Annotated in this window: 10 protein-coding genes; 2 read left to right on the top strand and 8 right to left on the bottom strand. The window is 74.6% G+C overall.

Annotated elements, in window-relative coordinates:
- Nucleotides 1-9: 9 nt before the first annotated feature.
- The 7 genes from ACFWPQ_RS09665 to ACFWPQ_RS09635 all read right to left on the bottom strand — a co-directional run bounded on the left by ACFWPQ_RS09665 (nt 10) and on the right by ACFWPQ_RS09635 (nt 16,870).
- Nucleotides 10-1,098 (bottom strand): LLM class flavin-dependent oxidoreductase, encoded by a 1,089-nt coding sequence (locus ACFWPQ_RS09665; protein WP_384031692.1) that lies wholly within the window; start codon nt 1,096-1,098, stop codon nt 10-12.
- A gap of 35 nt (nt 1,099-1,133) precedes the next feature.
- A complete protein-coding gene (locus tag ACFWPQ_RS09660) occupies nt 1,134-1,319 on the bottom strand; it encodes an MbtH family protein (protein ID WP_384031690.1) in 186 nt (61 codons plus the stop codon).
- On the bottom strand, nt 1,316-2,650 hold the full coding sequence (locus tag ACFWPQ_RS09655; protein WP_384031688.1) for an MFS transporter: 1,335 nt from the start codon (nt 2,648-2,650) through the stop codon (nt 1,316-1,318). Before ACFWPQ_RS09655 ends, ACFWPQ_RS09660 begins: the two co-directional genes overlap by 4 nt.
- 50 nt (nt 2,651-2,700) lie before the next feature.
- Nucleotides 2,701-6,780, bottom strand: a complete 4,080-nt coding sequence (locus ACFWPQ_RS09650; RefSeq protein WP_384031686.1) for an amino acid adenylation domain-containing protein — start codon at nt 6,778-6,780, stop codon at nt 2,701-2,703.
- A gap of 69 nt (nt 6,781-6,849) precedes the next feature.
- Complete coding sequence (locus ACFWPQ_RS09645; RefSeq protein WP_384031684.1) at nt 6,850-13,404, bottom strand: amino acid adenylation domain-containing protein; 6,555 nt, start codon at nt 13,402-13,404, stop codon at nt 6,850-6,852.
- Entirely contained in the window at nt 13,401-16,625 is a 3,225-nt protein-coding gene (locus ACFWPQ_RS09640) for an amino acid adenylation domain-containing protein (protein WP_384031682.1), read from the bottom strand. Before ACFWPQ_RS09640 ends, ACFWPQ_RS09645 begins: the two co-directional genes overlap by 4 nt.
- Entirely contained in the window at nt 16,622-16,870 is a 249-nt protein-coding gene (locus ACFWPQ_RS09635; protein WP_384031680.1) for a phosphopantetheine-binding protein, read from the bottom strand. The genes ACFWPQ_RS09640 and ACFWPQ_RS09635 overlap by 4 nt, the downstream gene beginning before the upstream one ends.
- A 474-nt stretch (nt 16,871-17,344) precedes the next feature.
- Between ACFWPQ_RS09635 and ACFWPQ_RS09630 the strand changes: the two genes are divergently transcribed.
- Nucleotides 17,345-18,274, top strand: a complete 930-nt coding sequence (locus ACFWPQ_RS09630) for a LuxR C-terminal-related transcriptional regulator (RefSeq protein WP_384031679.1) — start codon at nt 17,345-17,347, stop codon at nt 18,272-18,274.
- Between the two features lie 184 nt (nt 18,275-18,458).
- On the opposite strand, the gene clpB is transcribed toward ACFWPQ_RS09630, so the two are convergent.
- The gene (clpB, locus tag ACFWPQ_RS09625) at nt 18,459-21,071 is read right to left on the bottom strand and encodes an ATP-dependent chaperone ClpB (RefSeq protein ID WP_384031677.1); all 2,613 of its coding nucleotides are present in this window, start codon (nt 21,069-21,071) and stop codon (nt 18,459-18,461) included.
- Nucleotides 21,072-21,184: 113 nt separating this feature from the next.
- Here clpB and ACFWPQ_RS09620 point away from each other — a divergent pair, with 113 nt between their 5' ends.
- Nucleotides 21,185-21,598 (top strand): TIGR03618 family F420-dependent PPOX class oxidoreductase, encoded by a 414-nt coding sequence (locus ACFWPQ_RS09620; protein ID WP_361286565.1) that lies wholly within the window; start codon nt 21,185-21,187, stop codon nt 21,596-21,598.
- The last annotated feature ends 229 nt before the right edge of the window (nt 21,599-21,827 follow it).

Genomic DNA, 21,827 nt, shown 5'->3' with positions numbered 1-21,827 from the left:
CGGGTGAGGTCACGAGGACGACGCCTCGCGCAGCGCGTTCAGGTGGTCCAGGCCGGACAGCACCGCGTCCTTGGCCACCCCGAAGTCGATCAGGCAGGCCAGTTCGTCGACGCCGGCCGCGCGGGCCCGCTCCACCACGGCCGACGCCTGCGCCACCGTCCCGAACAGCCCGCTGGTGCCGTAGTAGGTGTCGAAGGAGCGCCGGACCAGGAAGTCGATGTCGGACTCGCGAAGCTTGTCGGGGTCGAAGCCGGACAGGATGCTGCCCGCGGACCGGGCGATGAGCCCGAAGGAGCTCTTCAGGTACGCGGTGAACGGCTCCCGGACCGTCGCCTTCACCTGCTCCGGGTCCTCGCCGAGGTAGGTGTGCAGCATCAGGGCGACATGGCCGGGCCATCCGTCGTGGCCGGGGCGTTCGGCGAGCGCCTTGCGGTACCGGGCGATCTTCTCGGCGAGCTGGTCGAAGTCCTGGCCGAGCAGGTGGGTGAGCACCCCGGCGCCCGCGGTGCCGGCCGCGCGGAAGGTCTCCGGGCCGCCCGCGCTGGTCACCCAGACCGGCAGTTCGGGCTGGACGGGCGGCGGGAAGACGCGTACCTCGGCCGGGTTCCCGGCGCCGTCGGTGACGGCAAGGGGTTCGCCGCGCCACAGGGCGCGCACCTGCTCTACGGCGTCGATGACGGCGGTCTTGCGGCCCGCGTAGCCCTCCGGGCGCAACGCGAAGTCGACGGCGTTCCAGCCGGAGGCCAGGGAGAGGCCCGCGCGGCCGCCGGAGAGGTTGTCGACGACCGACCACTCCTCGGCGATGCGCAGCGGGTGGTGCAGCGGGGCGACCACGCTGCCCGCGCGGATCGCGACCCGCTCGGTGACGGTGGCGACGGCGGCGCCGGTCACCGACGGGTTCGGGTAGAGCCCGCCGAACGGGTGAAAGTGGCGCTCGGGGGTCCACACGGCCGAAAAGCCGTGCGTGTCGGCGTACTTGGCGCCTTCGAGCAGCAGGTCGTAACGGCCGCCGCCGCTTTCGCCGATGCGCTCGCCGACGCTGCCGTCGGAGCGCTCGCCGGCGCTGCCGTCGGCGAAGTAGAAGAGACTGAAGTCCATCTCGGGGCCTCTCGGGACGGGTGGGTCGGTGGCGGTCAGCGCAGGCTGAGCGGGCGCAGGTCGGTCCAGACCGTGGCGATGTGCGCGAGGGCCTCCTCGCGGCTGCCCTCGAACCCGGTGGCACGCCAGCCGGCGGGCAGGGGCAGCGGGGCGGGCCACACCGAGTACTGCTCCTCGTGGTTGACGACCACGAGATGGCGGAGGGTGTGCTGTTCGGTCATCGGGCGGCTTCCTTGGTGTCGGGCGTGGACGGGGAGGTGCCGTCCGTGAGCGGGGACGGCAGGTCGTACCTGATCCGGGCCAGCGAGGACAGGCCGAGCGGGAGCAGGGCCGAGGACAGGCCGATGGCGGTGATCAGGACGGTGGCGCGCAGGCCGACCGCGCCGCCGAGGAAACCGCCGAGGAGGGCGCCGACGGGGGCGATGCCCATGGCGACGAAGCGGTTGGTGGCGGCCACCCGGCCCTGCAGGGAGTCGGGGGTGAGGGTCTGCCGGATGCTGAGCACGGTGACGTTGTTGGCGACGCCGAACGACGCGAACAGGAAGTTGATCAGCATCAGGGTGCCGACCGCGAGGAGCCCGGAGCCGTGCACGGCGGAGAGGCCGAGCATGACGAGGTTGGCGATCGCGGCGGTGGTCAGCATGGTGCGGCCGTAGCCGAAGCGCTGCGGCAGCCGGCCCGCGAAGGCCGCGCCGACCAGGAAGCCGGGGCCCAGCGCGGCCATCACCAGGCCGATCTCGCCCGCGGACAGGCCCAGGGTGCGCGGCATGAACTGGACGAAGGCGACCTCCAGCGCCGTGAAGGACAGGTTGAAGATCGAGGCCATGATCGTCATGGCGCGCAGCGGCTCGTTGCCGAAGACGAACTTCAGGCCCGCCCACACCTCGCGCAGGGTCCCCGCCGGGGAGGCGTCCCCGGCGTGCTCGGCCCGGTCCTCCTTGTGCCGGATGGTGCTGATGGTCAGCGCGGACGCCAGGTAGGACACGGCTCCGGCCAGCACCGCGACCGGCGCGGTCAGCCACTGCACCAGCACCCCGCCGAGCGCGGGCCCGCCGATGGTGGCGGCGGACTGGCTGGCGCCGAGCGCCGAGTTGCCGGCGGTGAGCTGGTCGCGCTCCACCAGCCGGGGCAGATAGGCCTGCCCGGCCACGTCGAACAGCACGCTGCCGCAGCCGGCGAGGAAGCCGAGCACGTACAGCCAGCTGATGCCGAGCCGGTCGGTCCAGTAGAGGACGGGGACGACCGACAGCACGAGGGCGCGGCCGAGGTCGGTGGCGATGAGGATGTTCCTGCGCCGGACCCGGTCCACGAGCACGCCCGCGAACAACGAGACCAGCAGGTACGGCAGTTTGACCACCGAGGTGAGCAGGCCGACCTGGGCCGAGCTGGCGGCCAGGGCCAGCACCGCGACCAGGGGCAGCGCGAGTTCGCTGATCTGGGCGGCGAACAGGGAGGCGGTCTGCCCGGTCCACAGCCGGGTGAAGTCGGCGTTGCGCCAGACGCTGGGGGCGGGCGGGGCGGCGGCTTCCCCGACGGTCGCGGCGTCGCTCATGGGGTGCTCCTACACAGGGGGTTGGTCCTACAGAGGGGAACTAGGGGGAACTAGGGGGTGACACCCTGCGGGCGGCCGGCGGCCGCGTCCTGCAGGCGGCGGGCGACCTGGGGAACGTTGGGCTGTTCGAGCATGCTGAAGTGGTCGCCGGGCGACTCGTCGATCAGAAGGGTGCCGCCGACCCGCGGCTGCCAGCCCATGTGCCAGCCCTCGAACAGCTCGGTCTCGGCGCGGATCAGCACCGCGTCGCCGCGCAGCGGCTCGCGCGGGGTGTCGCGGTAGGCGAGCAGGGCGCGGGCGTGCCGGGTGTACAGCTGGACGAGCCGGCGCAGGTCCTCGACCGAGCGGGCGTCGGCCCGTTCGTCGGTGGTGCCCTGGGTGAGCCGGACGACGTGGGCGAGGCGGGCCTCGGGGTCCAGGGCCTCCAGTTCGGCCTCGGTGACGTCGAGCCGGCCGGCGAACGCGCCGAGGATGGCGGCGGACTCGCTGGTGGCGTAGCGCGGCGGGACCGGGTCGTCGATGCTGGCGCTGATGATCGTCAGCATGCCGACCTCCTCGCCGGCGGCCTCCAGCTGGCGGGCCATCTCGTAGGAGACCATGCCGCCCATGCACCAGCCGCCCAGGAAGTACGGGCCCTCGGGCTGGACCGCGCGCACCTCCGAGAGGTAGAGCGCGGCGATCTCCTCGACGCTGTCCGGGCGGGGCACGTCCGGGCCCGCGTACTCGGGCGCCTGGAACGCGTACAGCGGGCGGTCCGGGTCGAGGACGTCGACGAGTTCGGAGTAGCAGAAGACGCTGCCGCCCAGCGGGTGCACCAGGAAGAACGGGGCCTGGGTGCCGGTGGAACGCAGCGGCACCAGGGTGGACGCGGCCTGCTGCCGCTCGCCGCTGACGATCTCGGCGAGCCGCTCGATCGTGCCGCCCTCGAACAGCGCGGCCACCGGCACCTCGACGTCGGTGATGTCGGGCAGCCGCATGATCACGCGGAGCGCGGAGATGGAGTTGCCGCCGAGGTCGAGGAAGGCGTCGGTGACGCCGACCTCGGGGACGCCGAGGACGTCCCGCCAGATCGCCGCGATGGCCTCCTCGGTGGGGGTGCGGGGCGCGACGAAGACGCCGGCGGTGGTCTCCTCGCGGCCGGGGGCGGGCAGCGCGAGCCGGTCGACCTTGCCGTTGGGGGTGAGCGGGAAGGCGTCCAGGACCACGAAGGCGCTGGGCACCATGTACTCGGGGAGGGCGGCGGCGGCCAGTTCGCGCAGTTCGGCCGCGCTGGGGGCGGTGCCGCCCGCGGAGGTCCCGGAGGTCCCGGAGGTCCCGGAGGTCCCGGAGGTCTCGGGGGTGAGGTAGGCGGCGAGGCGGGCGTCGCCGGGCTGGTCGTGGCGGGCCATGACGACCACCCGGCCGACGCCCGGGTGCCGGGCGAGCACGGTCTCTATCTCGCCGAGTTCGATGCGGAAGCCGCGCACCTTCACCTGGTGGTCGGAGCGGCCGAGGAACTCCAGGCGGCCGTCGGGCAGCCACCGGGCCACGTCACCGGTGCGGTACATCCGGGCGCCCGCCGGGCCGCCGTACGGGTCGGGCACGAAGCGGTCGGCGGTCAGGTCGCCGCGCCGGGAGTAGCCGCGGGCCAGCCCGTCACCGGCGATGTAGAGGTCGCCGGGGACGCCGTCGGGGACCGGGGCGAAGGAGGCGTCGAGGACGTGGACGCGGGTGTTGGCGATCGGGCGGCCCAGGGTGACCGGCTCGCCGGGGCGCACCCGGTCCAGGGCGGACCAGATGGTGGTCTCGGTGGGCCCGTAGGCGTTCCACACCACCGGGAAGCGGGCGGTCAGCTCCTGTGCGAGGTCCTCGGGGAGCGCCTCGCCGCCGGAGATCACCCGCAGCCGCTCGTCGCCGCCGAGCCCCGCCTCGACCAGCAGCCGCCAGCTGGACGGGGTGGCCTGCACGACGGTCGCGCCGGACCGCTCGACCGCCTCCCGCAGCCGGGGCCCGTCCACCGCGATGTCCGGGGCGACGATCAGCTCGGCGCCGGCCAGCAGCGGCAGGTACACCTCCAGGGCGGCGATGTCGAACGACAGCGAGGTGACCGCCAGCAGCCGGTCCTCGTCGGTCAGTTCGAGGTCGCGGCCGAAGGACAGCAGCAGGTTGAGCAGGGCCCGGTGCGGGATCTGCACGCCCTTGGGGCGGCCGGTGGAGCCCGAGGTGTAGATCGTGTACGCCAGGTGCTCGGGCCCGGCCTGCGGCAGCGGGTCGGTCTCCGGCCGGTCCGCGGCGACCGTGCGGTCCACCTCGACGACGGCGGTGCCCTCGGGCACGGCGGGCGGGGCGAGCCCGGCGCCGGTCAGCAGGACCGGCACCCGGGCGTCGTCGAGCATGTACGCGAGGCGCTCGCGCGGATACCCGGGGTCCAGCGGGACGTAGGCGCCGCCCGCCTTCAGCACCGCGACCAGGGCCACCACCAGCTCCGCCGAGCGCTCCAGGTGGACGCCGACCAGCGTGTCCGGGCCGACGCCGAGCCCGCGCAGCTCGTGCGCGAGCCGGTTGGCCCAGGCGTTGAACTCGCCGTAGGTCAGGGTGGTTTCGCCGAAGCGTACGGCGGTGCGGTCGGGGTGCTTGGCGGCCCGCTCGGCGAGCAGCTCGGGCAGGGTGCGGTCGAGGTCCCAGCCGGCCGCGGTGTCGTTCCACTCGGTGAACAGCAGGTCCAGGTCGGCGGCGCCGAGCAGCGGGGTGGCGTGCACGGCCGCGTGCGGGTCGGCGACCAGCGCGGCGAGGGCCCCCGCGTAGTAGCCGCCGACGGTGTCGATCCAGGCGGCGGTGAACTCGGCGGCGTCGTGGTTGATCCGCAGCCGGACCTCGCCGGTGACCGGGTCGGTGCCGAAGTTCGCGGTGAACGGGAAGTTGGTCTGCTCGAAGAACTCGCCGCCCGTGACGGCCAGTTGCTCCAGCTCCATGTCGTAGCTGCGGAAGCTGCGGTGGTCGACGACCGTCTCGAAGAACCCCGGCCGGCGCTGGTCCTGGAGCATCTGCGCCATCGGGTAGCGGCGGTGCGGCAGCGCCCCGCTCTCCGCGGCGTGCACGCGCCGGGCCAGCTCGGTCCAGGTGGTGCCGGTGACGTCCACGACGAGCGGGAGGGTGTTGAGGAACAGGCCGACGACCTGGTCGCCGTCGGCGGTCTCCGGGCGGCCGTTGCCGACCAGGCCGGTGACGATCCGGCTCTGCCCGGACAGCAGGGACAGCACGCGGGCGTGGGCGGCGAACATCACCGACTTCACCGGCACCCGCGCCTCGGCGGCCACCGCGCGCAGCTTCTCCCCGAGCCCCGCGGGCAGCGGCACCTCGTGCACCCGGGCCTCGCGGACGGCGGCGAGCTCCGGGTCCGCGCGCCGGGGCAGCCCGGTGAAGTCGGTGTCCGCCAGCACGTCGGCCCAGTACGCCCGGGACTCCGCGCTGGCCAGCGCCTCCTGCTCCAGGGCGAGGAAGTCGCGGAACCGGGTGACCGGGGCGGTCGCCGGGTCGGGGCGGCCGGCCAGCCGGGCGTCGTAGCCGGTGATCAGCTGGGAGGTGACCAGGGACAGGCTCCAGCCGTCCAGGACCGCGTGGTGGAAGCTCAGGTTGAGCCGGAAGTCGTCGTCGGCGAAGACGTGCACGTGCAGGGTGAGCAGCGGGGCCCGGGTCAGGGTGAACGGCGTCGCCTTCTCCCGCTCGGTCCACGCGGCCACCTGCCGCTCCTGCTCGGCCGGGTCGAGTCCGCGCAGGTCCTGCACGGTGAGCGGGGTCGCCACGGCCGCGTGCACCAGCTGCATCGGCTTGCTGAACCGGGTCAGGTCGAAGGAGCTGCGCAGGATGTCGGAGCGTGCGATGACCCCGGCGAGGGCAGCCCGCAGCGCGGCCTCGTCGAACCGGCCGGACAGCCGGACGGCGGAGATGTCGTGGTAGGTGGGGGTGTCGCCGTCGGCGTGGCTGTGGAACAGCATGCCGGACTGGAGGAGGGTCAGCGGGTAGGCGTCGATGATCTCGGCGGCCGCGGTGCCGCCGGCGGTGTCGGTGGGGTCGGCGAGCTCGGTGCGGTCGGCGAAGTCGGTGCGGTCGGTGCGGTCGGTGCGGTCGGCTATGTCGTCGTGGGACGGCACGGGGTTCCTTCCGGAGTGCGTCTGGGGAGCCGGGCGAGGGCGGACCGGGGGCGGGGGCGGGCCGGAGGGTCAGGCCCGGAGGCGGGCGAGGTCCTCCGGGGAGAGCAGGCCGAAGGCGGCGACCTCCTGGCGGGCGGGTCCGGCGGCGGGGTCGGCGGCGGAGCCCGCGGGGCCGGTGTGTTCGGCCAGCCAGCGGGCGAGGGTCTCGACGGTCTGCGCGGCGAACAGCCGCTGGAGCGGGATCTCGTGACCGGCCTCGCGGGCCAGGCCGACGATCCGGACGGCGTGCATCGAGTCGCCGCCGATCTCGAAGAAGTTGTCCCGCGTGCCGACCCGGTCGAGGCCGAGGACGCGCTGCCAGAGCCCGGCCAGCAGCTCCTCCTCCGGGGTCGCCGGGGCGAGGTGGTCGCCCGTCCTGCCCGCCCCGTGGTCCGGGGCGGGCAGGGCCTTGCGGTCGACCTTGCCGTTGGGGCTGAGCGGCAGCGCCGCCAGCACGACGAAGGCGCTGGGCACCATGTGCTCGGGAAGCCGCTCGGCGAGGGCGGCCCGCAGGTCGCCCGCGGAAGGACTGCGGCTCGACGTCAGGTACGCCACGATCCGCCGGTCCCCCGGCCGGTCCTCGCGGACCACCACGACCGCCTGGCCGACCGGCTCCAGGTCCAGCAGCGCCGCCTCGATCTCGCCGAGTTCGATGCGGAAGCCGCGCACCTTCACCTGGTGGTCGGTCCGGCCGAGGTACTCCACGTAACCGTCGGCGTGCCAGCGGGCCAGGTCCCCGGTGCGGTAGAGGCGGGCGCCGGGCGAGCCGCCGTACGGGTCGGGCACGAACCGGTCGGCGGTCAGGTCGGGCCGCCCGCCGTAGCCGCGGGCCAGCTGCACACCGCCCAGGTACAGCTCGCCGGGCACGCCGACGGGGGCGGGCCTGAGCAAGGCGTCGAGGACGTAGGCGCGGGTGTTGGCGATGGGGGTGCCGATGGGGACGGCCGGGCCGGTCCAGCCGGGGCGGGAGGTCCAGCGGGTGACGTCGACGGACGCCTCGGTGGGGCCGTACAGGTTCTCCAGGGCGGCCTCGGGCAGGGCCAGGTGGAAGCGGCGGGCCAGGTCCGCGGGGAGCGCCTCGCCGCTGCACACCACCAGGCGCAGCGAACCGCAGTCGGCGGCCCGGCCGGCCGCGAGGAACGTGTCCAGCATCGGCGGCACGAAGTGGCAGACGGTGACCCGCTCGTCCCGCACCAGGGTGGCGAGGTGGTCGGGGTCGCGGTGCCCGCCGGGTTCGGCCAGGACCAGCCGGGCGCCGGTGAGCAGCGGCCAGAACAGCTCCCACACGGACACGTCGAAGCTGATCGGCGTCTTCTGCAGCACGGTGTCCGCGCCGGTCAGCCGGTACGCGTCCTGCATCCAGCGCAGCCGGTTGACGATCCCGCGGTGCGGCACCTGCACGCCCTTCGGGCGGCCGGTGGAGCCGGAGGTGTAGATCACGTACGCCAGGTGGTCCGGCGTCAGGGGGGCCGGCCCGGCGGCCGGGGCGGGCTCGGTCTCCGGGAAGCCGTCCCCGGCGCGCTCGTCCACGGCGACGACGGTGACGCCGTCGGCGGCGAGCGCCTCACCCCCGCCCGGGTGGGCGAGCAGCACCGGGACCCGGGCGTCGGCGAGCATGAACGCCAGCCGCTCGTGCGGGTATCCGGTGTCCAGCGGCAGGTAGGCGCCGCCCGCCTTGAGCACCGCGAGCAGGGCCACCATCAGCTCCGGGGAGCGGTCCAGGTGGACGCCGACCACGGTGTCGGGGCCGACGCCGAGGCTCCGCAGCCGGTGGGCGAGCGCGTTGGCACGGGCGTGCAGTGCGGCGTACGTCAGCTCGCGGTCCGCGAACCGTACGGCGACCGCGTCCGCGTGCCGTACGGCGGCCTCGGCGAGCAGCCCGGTCAGGGTGTCGCCGGCCGGCCGGTCCACGGCGGTGTCGTTCCAGACGTCCAGGAGCCGGGCGCGCTCGGCGGTGCCCAGCGGGTCGATGCCGGAGAGCGCGGTGGCCGGGTCGGCGACGACGGCGGTGAGCACGTTGGTGAAGTGCTCGGCGAACCGCTCCACGGTGGCGGTGTCGAACAGTTCCACGTCGTGGTCGAGCCAGCCGATCAGCTCCCGGCCGGTGTCGATCATCCGCAGGTTGAGGTCGAACTGGCTGTTGGCGACGGACACGTCCACCAGCTCGCCTTCGACCCCCGGCACGTCGAAGGTGCCCAGTTCCACGTTCTGCAGGGCGAACAGCACCTGCACCAGCGGGCCGCGGGACAGGTCCCGCTCCGGGGCCAGCTCGCCCACCAGCCGCCCGAACGGCACGCGTTGGTGGGCGAAGGCCGCCAGGGCGCTGTCCCGGACCCGGCCGAGGAGGTCGCCGAAGGCGGGGTCGCCGTCCAGGTCGACGCGGAGCGGCAGGGTGTTGAGGAAGCAGCCGGGCAGGTCCTCGAACTCCGCACGGGGCCGGTTGGCGACGGGCGTGCCGACCAGCAGCCGCTCCTGCCCGCTCCAGCGGGAGAGCACGACGGCGTAGGCCGACAGCAGGGTCATGAACAGGGTCGAGCCGTGGGCGACGGCGAGCTCGCGCAGGGCGGCCGAGGTGGCCGCGTCCACGGTGATCCGGCGCCGGGCGCCCCGGTGGGCGCTGACGGCCGGGCGCGGCCGGTCGGTGGGCAGCTCCAGCACCCGGGGGGCGCCGTCGAGATGCCCGCGCCACCAGGCCACCAGGCCGTCGAGCACCGGCCCGGCCAGGTCGGCGCGCTCCCAGCGGGCCACGTCGGCGAACTGGAGGGCGGGCTCGCCCAGTTCGTCCCGGCGGTCGGCGTACACGGCCGACAGCTCGCGCAGCAGCACCCCGAACGACCAGCCGTCGAACACGATGTGATGCACCGTCAGTGCCAGCAGGTGGTCGCCGTCGCCGATCCGGAGCAGCGCCACCCGCAGCAACGGGCCGCGCGTGAGGTCGAACGGCTCCCGGACGCTGTCCATCGCGGCGGCGAGGGCCGCCGTCTCGGGGTCGGGGCGGTCCGACAGATCGGTGGTGCGGACGACGGTCCGGGCGCCGGGGACGGCCCGCTGGTGCGGACTGCCGTCCGGGCCGGTCCCGAAGACGGTGCGCAGGACGGCGTGCCGGCCGGTCACCGTGTCCACGGCCCCTTGCAGCGCCGCCGGGTCCAGCGGGCCGCGCAGCCGCAGCACGACGGGCATGTTGTAGGCCGCGTCGCCGGGGCGTACCTGCTCCTCCAGCCACAGGCGTTCCTGGGTCCAGGACAGCGGCGCGGGCTCGGCGGGGTCGGTGCGCGGGATGTCGTCCGGGTGCGGTGCCGGGGTCGTCTCCGCCAGGAGGGCGGCGAGTCCGGCGACGGTGGGGTGGGCGAACAGGTCCTGGAGGGTGAGGCGTTCGGCGGCGGCACCGGGGAACTCGCGCCGGATCCGGGCCAACAGCCGGGTCAGCAGCAGGGAGTGGCCGCCGAGCGCGAAGAAGTCGTCGGTGGCACCCACGCGTTCGCGGCGCAACAGCACCCGCCACTGCTCGGCCAGCCGCTCCTGCACCGGTCCCGCGGGAGCGACGTAGCCGCCGGTGGCGGCCTCGGCACGGTGCTCCAGGGCGTGCAGGGCGTCCCGGTCGACCTTCCGGTTGGCGGTGAGCGGCAGGGTGTCGAGGACGGCGTACGCGGACGGCACCAGGTGGCCGGGCAGCCGGCGGGCCAGTGCGGCACGGACCTCGGTGAGGTCCGGAGACGCGCCGCCGGTGGCGAGGAAGGCGACCAGGCGGTGGTCGCCGTCGCCGTCCGGCACCGCGAGGACGGCGCTCTGCCGGATCCCCGGCAACGCGTCGAGCGCGGCCTCGGCCTCGGCGGGCTCCACCCGGTGGCCGCGCACCTTGACCTGCCGGTCGGCCCGCCCGAGCGGGTCGAGCAGCCCGTCGGGGCGCAGCCGGGCGAGGTCGCCGGTGCGGTAGAGGCGGGCGCCGGGCGAGCCGCCGTGGACGCCGGAGACGCCGGAGACGCCAGTGAACGGGTCGGGGACGAAACCGGAGGCCTCCCCGCCGTCCCCGGACCCGGTGTGGTCGCCGTCCCCGGACCCGGTGTGGTCGCCGTCCCCGGACCCGGTGTGGTCGGCGTACCGGGCCAGGTACGGCGTGCGGACGACGAGTTCGCCGATCTCCCCGATCCCGGCCGGCCGGTCGCCCGCGAGCAGGAGCAGCTGGACGCCCTCGATGCCCGGACCGAGCGGCACCGGCCCGGCCGGGATCGCGTCCGCGGGCGTACCCGCGCGGTGGGCGAGGTGGACGGAGACCGCCTGCGGGGTCTCGGTGGCGCCGTACAGGTTCAGCAGGTCGGCGCCGGGGGCGAGCCGGGCCCAGGCGCGCAGGGTGCGGCCGGTCAGGGTGTCGCCGCCGAAGCCGGCCAACCGCAGCGCGGGCCAGCCGGCCGTGCCGTCCGCCTGGCCGGCGAGGGCGCGGCCGAGGGCCGGGGTGAGGTGGGCGACGGTCGGCGCGGCGTCGGCGAGCCAGCCGGCGAGGGCGGCGGTGTCGCGGACGTCCGCGTCGGGGAAGACGGCGGCGCCGCCCGCCCACAGCGGGGCGAGGACGTCCCGCAGGAACGGGTCGTGACCGAGCCCGGACAGCACCGCGAACCGGTCGTCGGGACCGAGGTCGAAGGTGCGCGTGTACCAGTCGAGGAAGTGCGTGAGCGGCCGGTGCGTGCCGACGACCCGGCGGGGTCGGCCGGTGGTGCCCGAGGTGAAGGCGACGTAGGCGTCGGCGTCGGGCGCGGGCGCGGCGACGGGCGCGCCGTCGGGCAGTCCGGCCAGGGCCCGGTCGAGCCCCTCTCCGGGCTCGATGCGCAGTACCGGTCCGGTAACGAAGCCGGGCAGCGGCAGGCCGGGGGCGCAGCCGAGCCAGGCCCGGGGCGCGAGGGCCTCGGCGCGGGCGCGCAGGGCGTCGTCGGGGTGGTCCGCGTCCAGCACGGCGAAGACCGCGCCCGCCTTGACGGCGGCCAGGATGCCGAGGACGACGGCGGGGTGCCGCACGGCGTGCAGGGCGAGCACGTCGCCGGGGCGGATGCCGCGGTCGTGCAGCAGCCGGGCCAGCCGGTCGGTGGTCCGCTCGGTCTCGGCGTACGACCAGACGCGGTCGCCGAGGATCAGGGCGGGGGCGTCCGGGGTCGCCGCGGCGTGCTTGGCGAGCCGGTCGGTGAGCGGCTCGGGCCGGGCGGGCACGAGGTCGGCGGCCGGGTCGGGCAGCAGGGCGGCGGACCGGGCGGTCGCCAGGTCGAAGTCCCGTACCGTGCGCGCGGGTTCGGCCGCCGCCTGGGCGAGTACGGCGGCCAGCTGGCGCAGCAGGTCCTCGACCCGGGCGGCGTCGAAGAGACCGGCGTCGTAGACCGCCTCCAGCGTGTAGCCGCCGTCGGGGCGGGCACCGGCGTACAGGGTGAGGTCGAACTTGTTGTCGATGTCCCCGAACGGCAGCTGCTCCACCGTGCAGCCGCGCAGGGCGGGGGCGCCGACCGGCGGCAGCATGTTGAAGAAGACCTGGACCAGCCGTCCCCGGGACAGGTCGCGCTCCGGCGCCAGGTCCGCGACCAGCCTGCCGAACGGCACCCGCTGCCGGGCGAAGGCCTCCAGCGCGTCGTCGCGGACCCGGCCGAGGAGTTCGGCGAACCCCGGGTCGCCCGCCGCGTCCACCTTCAGGGGCAGGGTGTTGAGGAAGCAGCCGACCAGGTCGCGGCCGCCGGGGCCGCGGGTGGACGCCGGGGTGCCGACGACCATCCGCTGCTGCCCGCTGTGCCGGGCGAGTACGACCCCGAACGCGGCGAGCAGGGCCATGAACGGCGTCGCCTCGTGGGCCCGGGCCAGCTCGCGGACGGCCGCCCCGGCCGCCGCGTCCAGCTCCGTCCGGACGCGGGCGCCGTGCGAACCGCGTACGGCGGGGCGCGGCCGGTCGGCGGGCAGCTCCAGCACCCGGGGCACCCCGTCGAGATGGCCGCGCCACCACGCCACCAGCGCGTCGGCGCCCGCCTCGCCGACCCGCTCGCGCTCGGCCCGCACGGTCTCGGCGAAGCCGCGCCGCAACGGCCTGAGTTCCGGGTCCGCGGCGCCGTACAGCGCGGTCAGCTCGTCGAAGAGGACCGCGAACGACTGCCCGTCCGCGACCAGGTGATGGGCGGACACCAGGAGCAGCCGCGCGTCGTCGGCGTACCGGACCGCCAGGATCCGCAGCAGCGGGCCGTGGGCCAGGTCGAACGGCTCGCGCACGGCCCGGCGCAGCGCCGCGTGCGCCGCCGCCTCCGGGTCGGCGGACCCGCGCACGTCCTGGGTGCGGACGGGCACGGTCACCGCGTCCAGCACCCGCTGCCGGGGCTCCCCGTCCGCGGTGCCGAAGACCGTGCGCAGGGCGTCGTGCCGGGCCACCAGGGCGTCCACGGCGGTCTGCAGCGCGGCGGGGTCGAGAGGTCCGCGCACCCGCAGGATCACCGGCATGTGGTACGCGGTGTCGCCCGGCCGCAGCTGCTCCTCGAACCAGATCCGCTCCTGTGTCCAGGACAGCGGGTGGGAGGGCGCGTGCGAGAGCGCGTGGGACGGCGGGTGGGAGGGCGGGTGGTCGGTCATGTGGGGTCCCCCAGGGAGTCGGTGCGGCCGGTGAGGTCGGCCAGGCCGACGGTGAACAGGGCCGCGGTCTCGGCGAGCGCGGCAGGGCTCAGCAGGCCCTCGGGTGCGGTGACGGCGCCGGCGAAGGACCGGCCGTCGTCCCAGAGTTCGCACGTCAGCTCGGTCTGGCAGCCGAGCGCGGGCGCGGGCAGCGGCGTGAACCGGACGCCGTCCGCCTCGGCGGGGGCCGCGACGCGCTGCAGCACCAGCAGGTTCTGGTAGAGCGGGGCGCGGCCCGGCGCCGGGCGGGGGGCCAGCGCGGCGACCTCGTCGGTGCCGAGGCCGGTGTGCGCGAGGACCTCCAGGAGCCGCTCTCGGACCAGCGCCAGCAGGGCCGGGCCGTCCAGGGCCGGGTCGGCGGCGATCCGTACGGGCAGGCCGTTGGCGAAGTAGCCGACGGTGCGTTCGTGGGCGGCGTCGCGGTCCTCCACGACGGTGCCGACGGCGAGGTCCTCCCGCCCGGTGACCTTGGCCAGCGCCCGCCACCAGGCGGCGAGGAGCGGTACCAGCACCGGGTGGCGCTCCCGGGCGGCGAACTCCCGCAGCCGGGCGGTGGTGTCGGGCCCGAGGTCGAGCGGGTGCGCGACGGCGGGCCGCGTCCACACCTCCCGCATCCCGAGCGCCGCGCCGCCGGGCCACTCCGGGGCGGTGAGCCCGGCGAGCCGACCGCGCCAGAACGCGCGGGCCGCCCCGGCACCGGGCCGCGGCCCGCCGACGGGCGGCGCGGGCGCGGGCTCCGGGGTGCGGCCGGCGTACGCGGCGGCGAGGTCGGCCACGAGGATCTCCTCGGACCGGGCGTCGTACACGATGTGGTGGACGGCGAGCAGCAGGAGCCGCCGCCCGGCCGACGCCCGGCCGAGGAGACCGGCGGCGAACAGGGGACCGGTGCCGAGGTCGCCGACCCGGGCGACGAGTTCCCGGGTGAGTGCCTGCTCGGTACCGGTACCGAGCAGCAGCGGGGGCGGCGGGGCCTCGGCGGTGTGCCGGCGCGGGCGGCCCCCCTCCCGGGGGAACGTGGTGCGCAGGGCCGGGTGCGCGGCGGCGACCGCGGCCAGCGCCTGCCGCAGCCGGGCCGGGTCCAGCGTGCCGGTGACCTCGATCCGGCTGACCGCGACCTGCCCGGGAGCACCGGGCGCGAGCCGGGAGGCCAGCCAGAAGCGGCGTTCGCCCGGGGAGAGCCCGGCCGGGTCGCCGGAGCCCGAGCCACCGGCCGGGTCGCCGGAGCCCGAGCCACCGGCCGGGTCGGCCGAGCCGGTGCCGGATGCCGAACCGGCCAGGACTCCCGAGGCGCTGTCGGCGGCCGGGCCGCCCGAGCCGGTGCCGTCCGTCGGTCTCCCCGCCCGGCGTGCCGCCGCGAGCTCGGCCAGGGCGGCCGCACTGGGGTGTTCGTACACGTCGCGGGCCGAGAGCCGTACGCCGAACAGCCGCGACAGCCGGGCGGCGATCCGCAGCACGTGCAGCGAACTCGCACCGGACGCCAGCAGATCCGAGCCGGAGCCCAGTCCGGGCAACGCCAGCACGGCCCGCGCCTCGCGCAGGGCGGCCTCCGCCACCCCAGCCGCTTCCGCTCCAGCCACCCCGGCGCTCTCCACAGCCCCGTCGCCACCCGCCGCCACCCGCTCCCGTACCCACGCCTCCACCGCCCGCAGGTCCGCCTTCCCGGTCGGGCCCAGGGGCAGCGGATGGAGGTGGAGGAAGCGGTCGGGGCGCAGGTAGGCCGGGAGGGCGTCCGCGGTCGCGTGCCGGAGGGTGTGCTCGGGGACGGGCGCCGCGTCCTGCGTGGTGTACGCGCAGGCCGTCGAGGTGACCGTGGCCCCCGCGTCCCGCAGCGGCACCAGGAAGGCGTGCCGGATGCCGGGCAGGGCGGAGATCCGGCGTTCCACCTCGCCGGGCTCCACGCGGTGGCCGCGGATCTTGAACTGGCGGTCGGCCCGGCCGACGTACGACAGCCGGTCCTCGGCGTCCATCCGGACCCGGTCCCCGGTGGCGTACGCACGCAGCGTGCCGTGGCCCGGGACGGCGACCCGGGTGAACCGGCGGGCGTCCTCCTCCGGCCGGTGGAGGTAGCCGAGGGCCAGTCCGTCGCCCGCCACCCACAGTTCGCCCTCGGTGCCGCGGGCCACGGGACGCAGGTTCTCGGGGTCGAGGACGGCGAGCACGGTGCCGCGGACCGGGCGGCCGACCGGGATGCCGGAGGGGTCGGCGGTGTCGGGGGGCCGGACGTCGTGGGTGCTGACGAAGACCATGGACTCGACGGGCCCGTAGCCGTTGGTGACGCGCAGGCCGGGGTGGCGGTCGAGGAGGGCCGCGATGTGCGGCGGGGAGAGCCGTTCGCCGCCGCAGAGCAGGTGCCGTATCCCGGTGAACGCGTCCGGGTCCTCGTCGACGATCAGGTTGACCAGGGAGCTGGTGAGCCAGAGCGTGTCGACGCCGTCCTCGGTGATCAGGGCCCGCAGTCCGTCGGGGGTGATCGGCGACTCGTCGGGGGTCACGCAGGAGCCGCCGTTCATCAGCGGCCCGAACACCTCCAGCGCGCCGGCGTCCCAGTAGGGCGCGGCGAGCAGCGGCATGACCGTGCCGGGCCCGAACGCGGCGTATCCGCCGTCCACGAAGGTGCGGACGAAGGCCCGGTGCGGCAGGACGACGCCCTTGGGGCGGCCGGTCGAGCCGGAGGTGAAGAAGACGCAGGCGGGGTCGTCCGCACCGACGGCCGGCAGGCCGGGGTCCGGGGCCGCCGGCCGTGCGGCGGCGGGGTCCGGCAGCGGTATGGCCCGGGTCCCGGCCGGGAGCCGGACGGTACCGCCGGTGGCGTCGAGGACGACGGGCGCGCCGAGGTCGTCGATGACCTCGCGCAGCCGCCGTGCGGGCCACTCCGGGTCGACGGCGGCGTAGGCGGCCCCCGCCAGCAGCACGCCGAGCGCGGCGACGGCGAACTCCCCGCCGGCCCGGGCGGCCACGGGCACGAGGCCGCGGGCCGGGACGCCGGAGGCGACGAGCAGGTCGCGCACCGCGCGGGCCCGGGCCACCAGTTCGGCGTAGGTGAGCCGGGAACCGCCCGGTCCGCGCAGCGCGGTGGCGCGCGGGGACCGGGCGGCCTGCCGCAGTACCGCCTCGTGGGCGGTGGCACCGGCCGGGACGGGCCGCCCCGGGCCGACGGCGACCGAAGGACGCGGGACCGTCATGACAGCCGGGGCGCCGTGCCGAGCACTTCCGCCAGTTCGACGGGGGTCGACCGGAGTACGGCGGTGAAGTCGGCCTCGATTCCCCAGACATCCGCGACACGCTCGACCACCAGTACCGCGTGGAACGAGTCGCCGCCCTGCGCCAGGAAAGTCAGGTCGTCGTGGATTTCGGTGTCCAGGATCTCGGCGAGAAGCAGCCGGATGCTTTCCGCGGTGATTTCCCCGGTGACATCGAGATGACTCATATCGTTTTCTCCAGTGCTCAGCGGGCCGGGCCGGACGAACGGATTCCTAGCTCCAGCCGCTGTCACCGAGCGGGTCGACGGCGGCGGAACGCGTGTTTTCGGCCACCGCGGCCGTAGCAGGACCATGGGCAACGGGTTCGGTGACCACGTGCACACCACCGACGAGCCCACCCGCGACCAGGAGAGCGAAAGCGACAGACCTGTACTTCTTCATGGAAATTCCCCCGTAGTCGAGACGCTGTGTGACCGGCCGACCGCATGGGCAGCCGCTTCACGATGTTGTAATCCCGTCTCCATGGCCGTCCAGGGAGGTCGGCGCGCATGATGTTGCGAACAGGAAACTGCAGGGGGGAAGAAATGGACAAAATCCTGGAAACCGACCCTTCGCTGCTTCTCCAGGGACTCTCGCCGAGCCACATACGGCTTTATCACTGGGGGGCCACCCAGGCCTTTTTCACGACGAAAGAAGCCGCGGTGGTCCTGGACATCAGCGAATCCGAAACGGTCGAGGCGGTCGACGCCCTGGAGGAATTCCATCTCGTCGACCGCGTGAACGGTTCGGAGAACCTCGACGGGATGTGCGACCACGGTCCTTGGTGGCGCACCGTCCATCCGCACATGGCCGCCGCCCACATGGCGGGCGCGGAGTCACGGCTGCGCCGGCAGCTCTACGAACTCAACACCCGGCGCGACTCGCTGACCGCCCTCGCCTCCGCCTACCCGGCCGGCGCGCACCGGGAGGCCCAGCCCTCCGGGGCGCTGGAGGTGGTGGACTCGCTCGACGACGTGATCACTCTGATCGAGCAGGCCAGCGCCGAGTGCACGCAGGAGATGATCACCTGTCAGCCCGGCGGCGGCCGACCCCCCGCGGAACTGGAACAGGCGGTGGACCGGGACACCGCGCTGCTGGCCCGGGGCGTCCGGATGCGCACGCTCTACCAGCACTCCGCGCGGCGGCACGCGCCCACCCAGGCCTACGTGGACCGGGTCACTCCCGCGGGCGCCCAGGTGCGGACGATGACCGACCTGTTCGGGCGGCTGGTCGCCTTCGACCGCAGGATCGCCTTCGTCCCGCACCACCAGCGCCGGGGCGGGGCGGTGGTGCTGCGCTCGCCGGCCGCCGTGGCCTACCTGTGCGACGCCTTCGACCGTGCCTGGGACCACGCCACCCCGTTCTGCGGCGCCGAGCGCACCAAGGTCGCCGTCGACGACCTGCGTCAGGGCATCCTGCGGCTGCTGAGCAAGGGCCTGAAGGACGAGGTGATCGCCCGCCGGCTGGGCATCTCGCTGCGCACCTGCCGCAAGCACATAGCGGACCTCTTCCAGGAGCTGCAGGCCGAGAGCCGCTTCCAGGCGGGGTATCTGGCGGCCACCCGGGACCTGCTGGGGGAGATCGCCCGCTGAGCGCTCCGCTTCGGCAGTGCCGCGATGTGTCGTCGTTCGGCTGCGGCATCGTCGTGGCTGGTCGCGCCCACGCGGCGGTAGCCGCACATGCAATACAGCCCCGCGCCCCTTACGGGGCGCTGCAAAGGCCGGAGGCCCGTGAACCCACCGGTTCACGGGCCCCCGGCCCCAGTTGCCGCTGCCGTCAGAGCGTCTTGGCGGGCTTCTCCTCGGCCGTCACCGGCCCCACGATCAGGCCTTCCCCGAACGCGTCCACCCGGATCGTGTCGCCGTCCTTGACCTCGCCGGACAGGATCTCCCTGGCCAGCCGGTCGCCGATGGCGGTCTGGACGAGACGGCGCAGCGGACGGGCGCCGTACGCCGGGTCGTTGCCCTCCTCGGCCAGCCACGCCAGCGCCTCCGGAGTGATCTCCAGGGCGAGCCGGCGGTCGGCGAGGCGCCCCGCGAGCCGGTCGATCTGGAGCCGGGCGATCCGGGCCAGTTCGTCCTTGGCCAGGGCGGAGAAGACCACCAGGTCGTCCAGCCGGTTCAGGAACTCCGGCTTGAAGGACTGCCGGACCGTCTCCAGGACCTGCCGCTTCTTCTCCTCCTCGCCGAGGACCGGGTCCACCAGGTACTGGCTGCCCAGGTTCGACGTCAGCACCAGGATGGTGTTGCGGAAGTCGACCGTGCGGCCCTGGCCGTCGGTGAGGCGGCCGTCGTCCAGCACCTGGAGCAGGATGTCGAAGACCTCGGGGTGGGCCTTCTCCACCTCGTCGAGGAGCACGACCGTGTACGGCCTGCGGCGGACCGCCTCGGTCAGCTGGCCGCCCTCCTCGTAGCCGACGTATCCGGGCGGGGCGCCGACCAGCCGGGCCACGCTGTGCTTCTCGCTGTACTCCGACATGTCGATGCGGACCATCGCCCGCTCGTCGTCGAAGAGGAAGTCGGCGAGCGCCTTGGCGAGTTCGGTCTTGCCGACGCCGGTCGGACCGAGGAAGAGGAACGAGCCGGTGGGGCGGTCCGGGTCCGCGATGCCCGCGCGGGAGCGGCGGACGGCGTCGGAGACGGCCCGTACGGCCTCGGTCTGGCCGATCAGGCGGCGGCCCAGCTCGTCCTCCATGCGGAGCAGCTTCTGGGTCTCGCCCTCCAGCAGGCGCCCGGCCGGGATCCCGGTCCAGGCGGCCACCACGTCGGCGATGTCGTCGGAGCCGACCTCGTCCTTGACCATGGTGTCCCTGGCCGTCTCCTCCTCGGCCTCGGACGCGGCCTCCAACTCCTTCTCCAGCTGCGGGATCTCGCCGTACAGCAGCTTGGAGGCGGTGTCGAAGTCGCCGTCGCGCTGGGCGCGTTCGGCGGTGCCGCGCAGGGCGTCGAGCTTCTCCTTCAGCTCGCCGACCCGGTTCAGGGACTGCTTCTCGCGCTCCCAGCGGGCGTTGAGGCCGCGCAGGTCCTCCTCCTTGTCGGCGAGGTCGCGGCGCAGCTTCTCCAGGCGCTCCCGGGAGGCCGGGTCGGTCTCCTTCACCAGCGCCAGCTCCTCCATCTTCAACCGGTCGACGGAGCGCTGGAGTTCATCGATCTCGACGGGCGAGGAGTCGATCTCCATGCGGAGCCGGGAGGCGGCCTCGTCGACGAGGTCGATGGCCTTGTCGGGGAGGAAGCGGGAGGTGATGTAGCGGTCGGAGAGGGTCGCGGCGGCCACCAGCGCGCTGTCGGCGATCTGTACCTTGTGGTGGGCCTCGTAACGGCCCTTCAGGCCGCGGAGGATGGCGATGGTGTCCTCGACGGTCGGCTCCGCCACCAGCACCTGCTGGAAGCGGCGCTCCAGCGCCGGGTCCTTCTCGATCCGTTCCCGGTACTCGTCCAGGGTGGTCGCGCCGACCATGCGCAGCTCGCCGCGGGCCAGCATCGGCTTCAGCATGTTGCCGGCGTCCATGGCGGAGTCGCCGCCCGCGCCCGCCCCGACGACCGTGTGCAGCTCGTCGATGAAGGTGATGATCTGCCCGTCGGAGTCCTTGATCTCGGCGAGGACGGTCTTCAGCCGCTCCTCGAACTCGCCGCGGTACTTGGCCCCGGCGACCATGGCCCCGAGGTCGAGCGAGACGAGCCGCTTGTCCTTCAGGGACTCGGGGACGTCGCCCTTCACGATCCGCTGGGCGAGCCCCTCGACCACGGCGGTCTTGCCGACGCCGGGCTCACCGATGAGGACGGGGTTGTTCTTCGTGCGGCGGGAGAGCACCTGCACGACCCGGCGGATCTCCTGGTCGCGTCCGATGACCGGGTCGAGCTTGCCGTCCCGGGCGGCCGCCGTGAAGTCGGTGCCGAACTTCTCCAGCGCCTTGTACTGGCCCTCGGGGTCGGCGGTGGTCACCCGGCGCCCGCCGCGCGCCTTCCGGAAGGCCTCCACCAGCTTCTTCGCGGTCGCGCCCTGCCGGTCGAGGACCTCGCCGGCGGCACCACCCTTGGCGGCGATGCCGATGAGCAGGTGCTCGGTGGAGAGGTAGTCGTCGCCGAGCTCCTTGGCGCGCTCGTCGGCGTCGGCGAGGACCGCGAGCAGGTCGCGGCCCGGCTGCGGCGGCGCGACCGTGGAACCGGTCACGCTGGGCAGCGCGGCCAGCACGCGCTCGGCGCCCTGGCGTACGGCGGCCTGGTCGGCGTCGACGGCCGCGAGCAGGTCGGTGATGTTCTCGTTGTCCTGCCCGGCCAGCAGAGCCAGCAGCAGGTGAGCAGGCGTCAGATCCGCGTGCCCCTCGGTCACGGCCCGGCTGCTGGCCGCGTTGATCGCGTCCCGGCTCCTGTTGGTCAGCTCGGCGTCCACGTTCGCGTTCTCCTCCTCGGCGTCGTACGGCTGACTCAGCCAACGTACACAAAGTTGAGTCTAATCCACTCAAGGTGCGATCGGGAGCCCTTCCGGGGACTACCTTCCGGGCCATGAGTACATACCGCGTGAATCCCGCCGCGCCGGGCGAGGCGTATCTGCGTTTCTGGCGGGAGCACCACCTGTGCACCCTCACGACCCCGCGCCCCGACGGCAGCCCGCACGTCGTCCCCGTGGGGGTGACCTACGACCCGGAGGCGGGACTGGCCCGGGTGATCACGAACAAGGCGAGCGCGAAGGTGTCCCACGTGCTGGCCGCGGGCCCGGACGGGGCACGGGTGGCGGTGTGCCAGGTGGCGGGGCGGCGGTGGGCGACGCTGGAGGGGCGGGCGCACGTCCGGACCGAGCCGGGGAGGGTCGCGGAGGCGGAGCGGCGGTACGCCGAGCGGTACGGGAGGACACCCGGGGAGAACCCGTCCCGGGTGGTGATCGAGATCACGGTGGAGCGGGCGCTGGGGCGGGGGTGACGAACGGACGTACGGGGCGCGGGTGAGGGCGGGTGCGGGGCCGGGGCGACCGACCCGTTCTGGCGGCTGGTTTCGGCCACCATGGGGTATGGCCGAAACCAGTCGATACCATGAAATGTCCCCCCGAAACTGCAGCGGGCGGCACATGGTTAGATTCCGGTGGAGCCGGCGAGGGGTGGGACCCCACAGCCTGACTTTTATCACGTGGTTTTATCTGGGGCGCGTGCGG

The organism is Streptomyces sp. NPDC058464, from assembly GCF_042721035.1.
Lineage (GTDB): Bacteria > Actinomycetota > Actinomycetes > Streptomycetales > Streptomycetaceae > Streptomyces.
Note: the sequence above shows the minus strand (reverse complement) of the source record. Positions and strands in the feature narration are given on the sequence as shown.

Excerpts from the sequence above, each read along its gene's own strand:
- ACFWPQ_RS09620 (WP_361286565.1), top strand. The coding sequence starts at position 21,185 with ATGAGTACATACCGCGTGAATCCCGCCGCGCCGGGCGAGGCGTATCTG.
- ACFWPQ_RS09640 (WP_384031682.1), bottom strand. The coding sequence starts at position 16,625 with ATGACGGTCCCGCGTCCTTCGGTCGCCGTCGGCCCGGGGCGGCCCGTC.
- ACFWPQ_RS09655 (WP_384031688.1), bottom strand. The coding sequence starts at position 2,650 with ATGAGCGACGCCGCGACCGTCGGGGAAGCCGCCGCCCCGCCCGCCCCC.
- ACFWPQ_RS09645 (WP_384031684.1), bottom strand. The coding sequence starts at position 13,404 with ATGACCGACCACCCGCCCTCCCACCCGCCGTCCCACGCGCTCTCGCAC.
- ACFWPQ_RS09635 (WP_384031680.1), bottom strand. The coding sequence starts at position 16,870 with ATGAGTCATCTCGATGTCACCGGGGAAATCACCGCGGAAAGCATCCGG.
- ACFWPQ_RS09665 (WP_384031692.1), bottom strand. The coding sequence starts at position 1,098 with ATGGACTTCAGTCTCTTCTACTTCGCCGACGGCAGCGCCGGCGAGCGC.
- ACFWPQ_RS09660 (WP_384031690.1), bottom strand. The coding sequence starts at position 1,319 with ATGACCGAACAGCACACCCTCCGCCATCTCGTGGTCGTCAACCACGAG.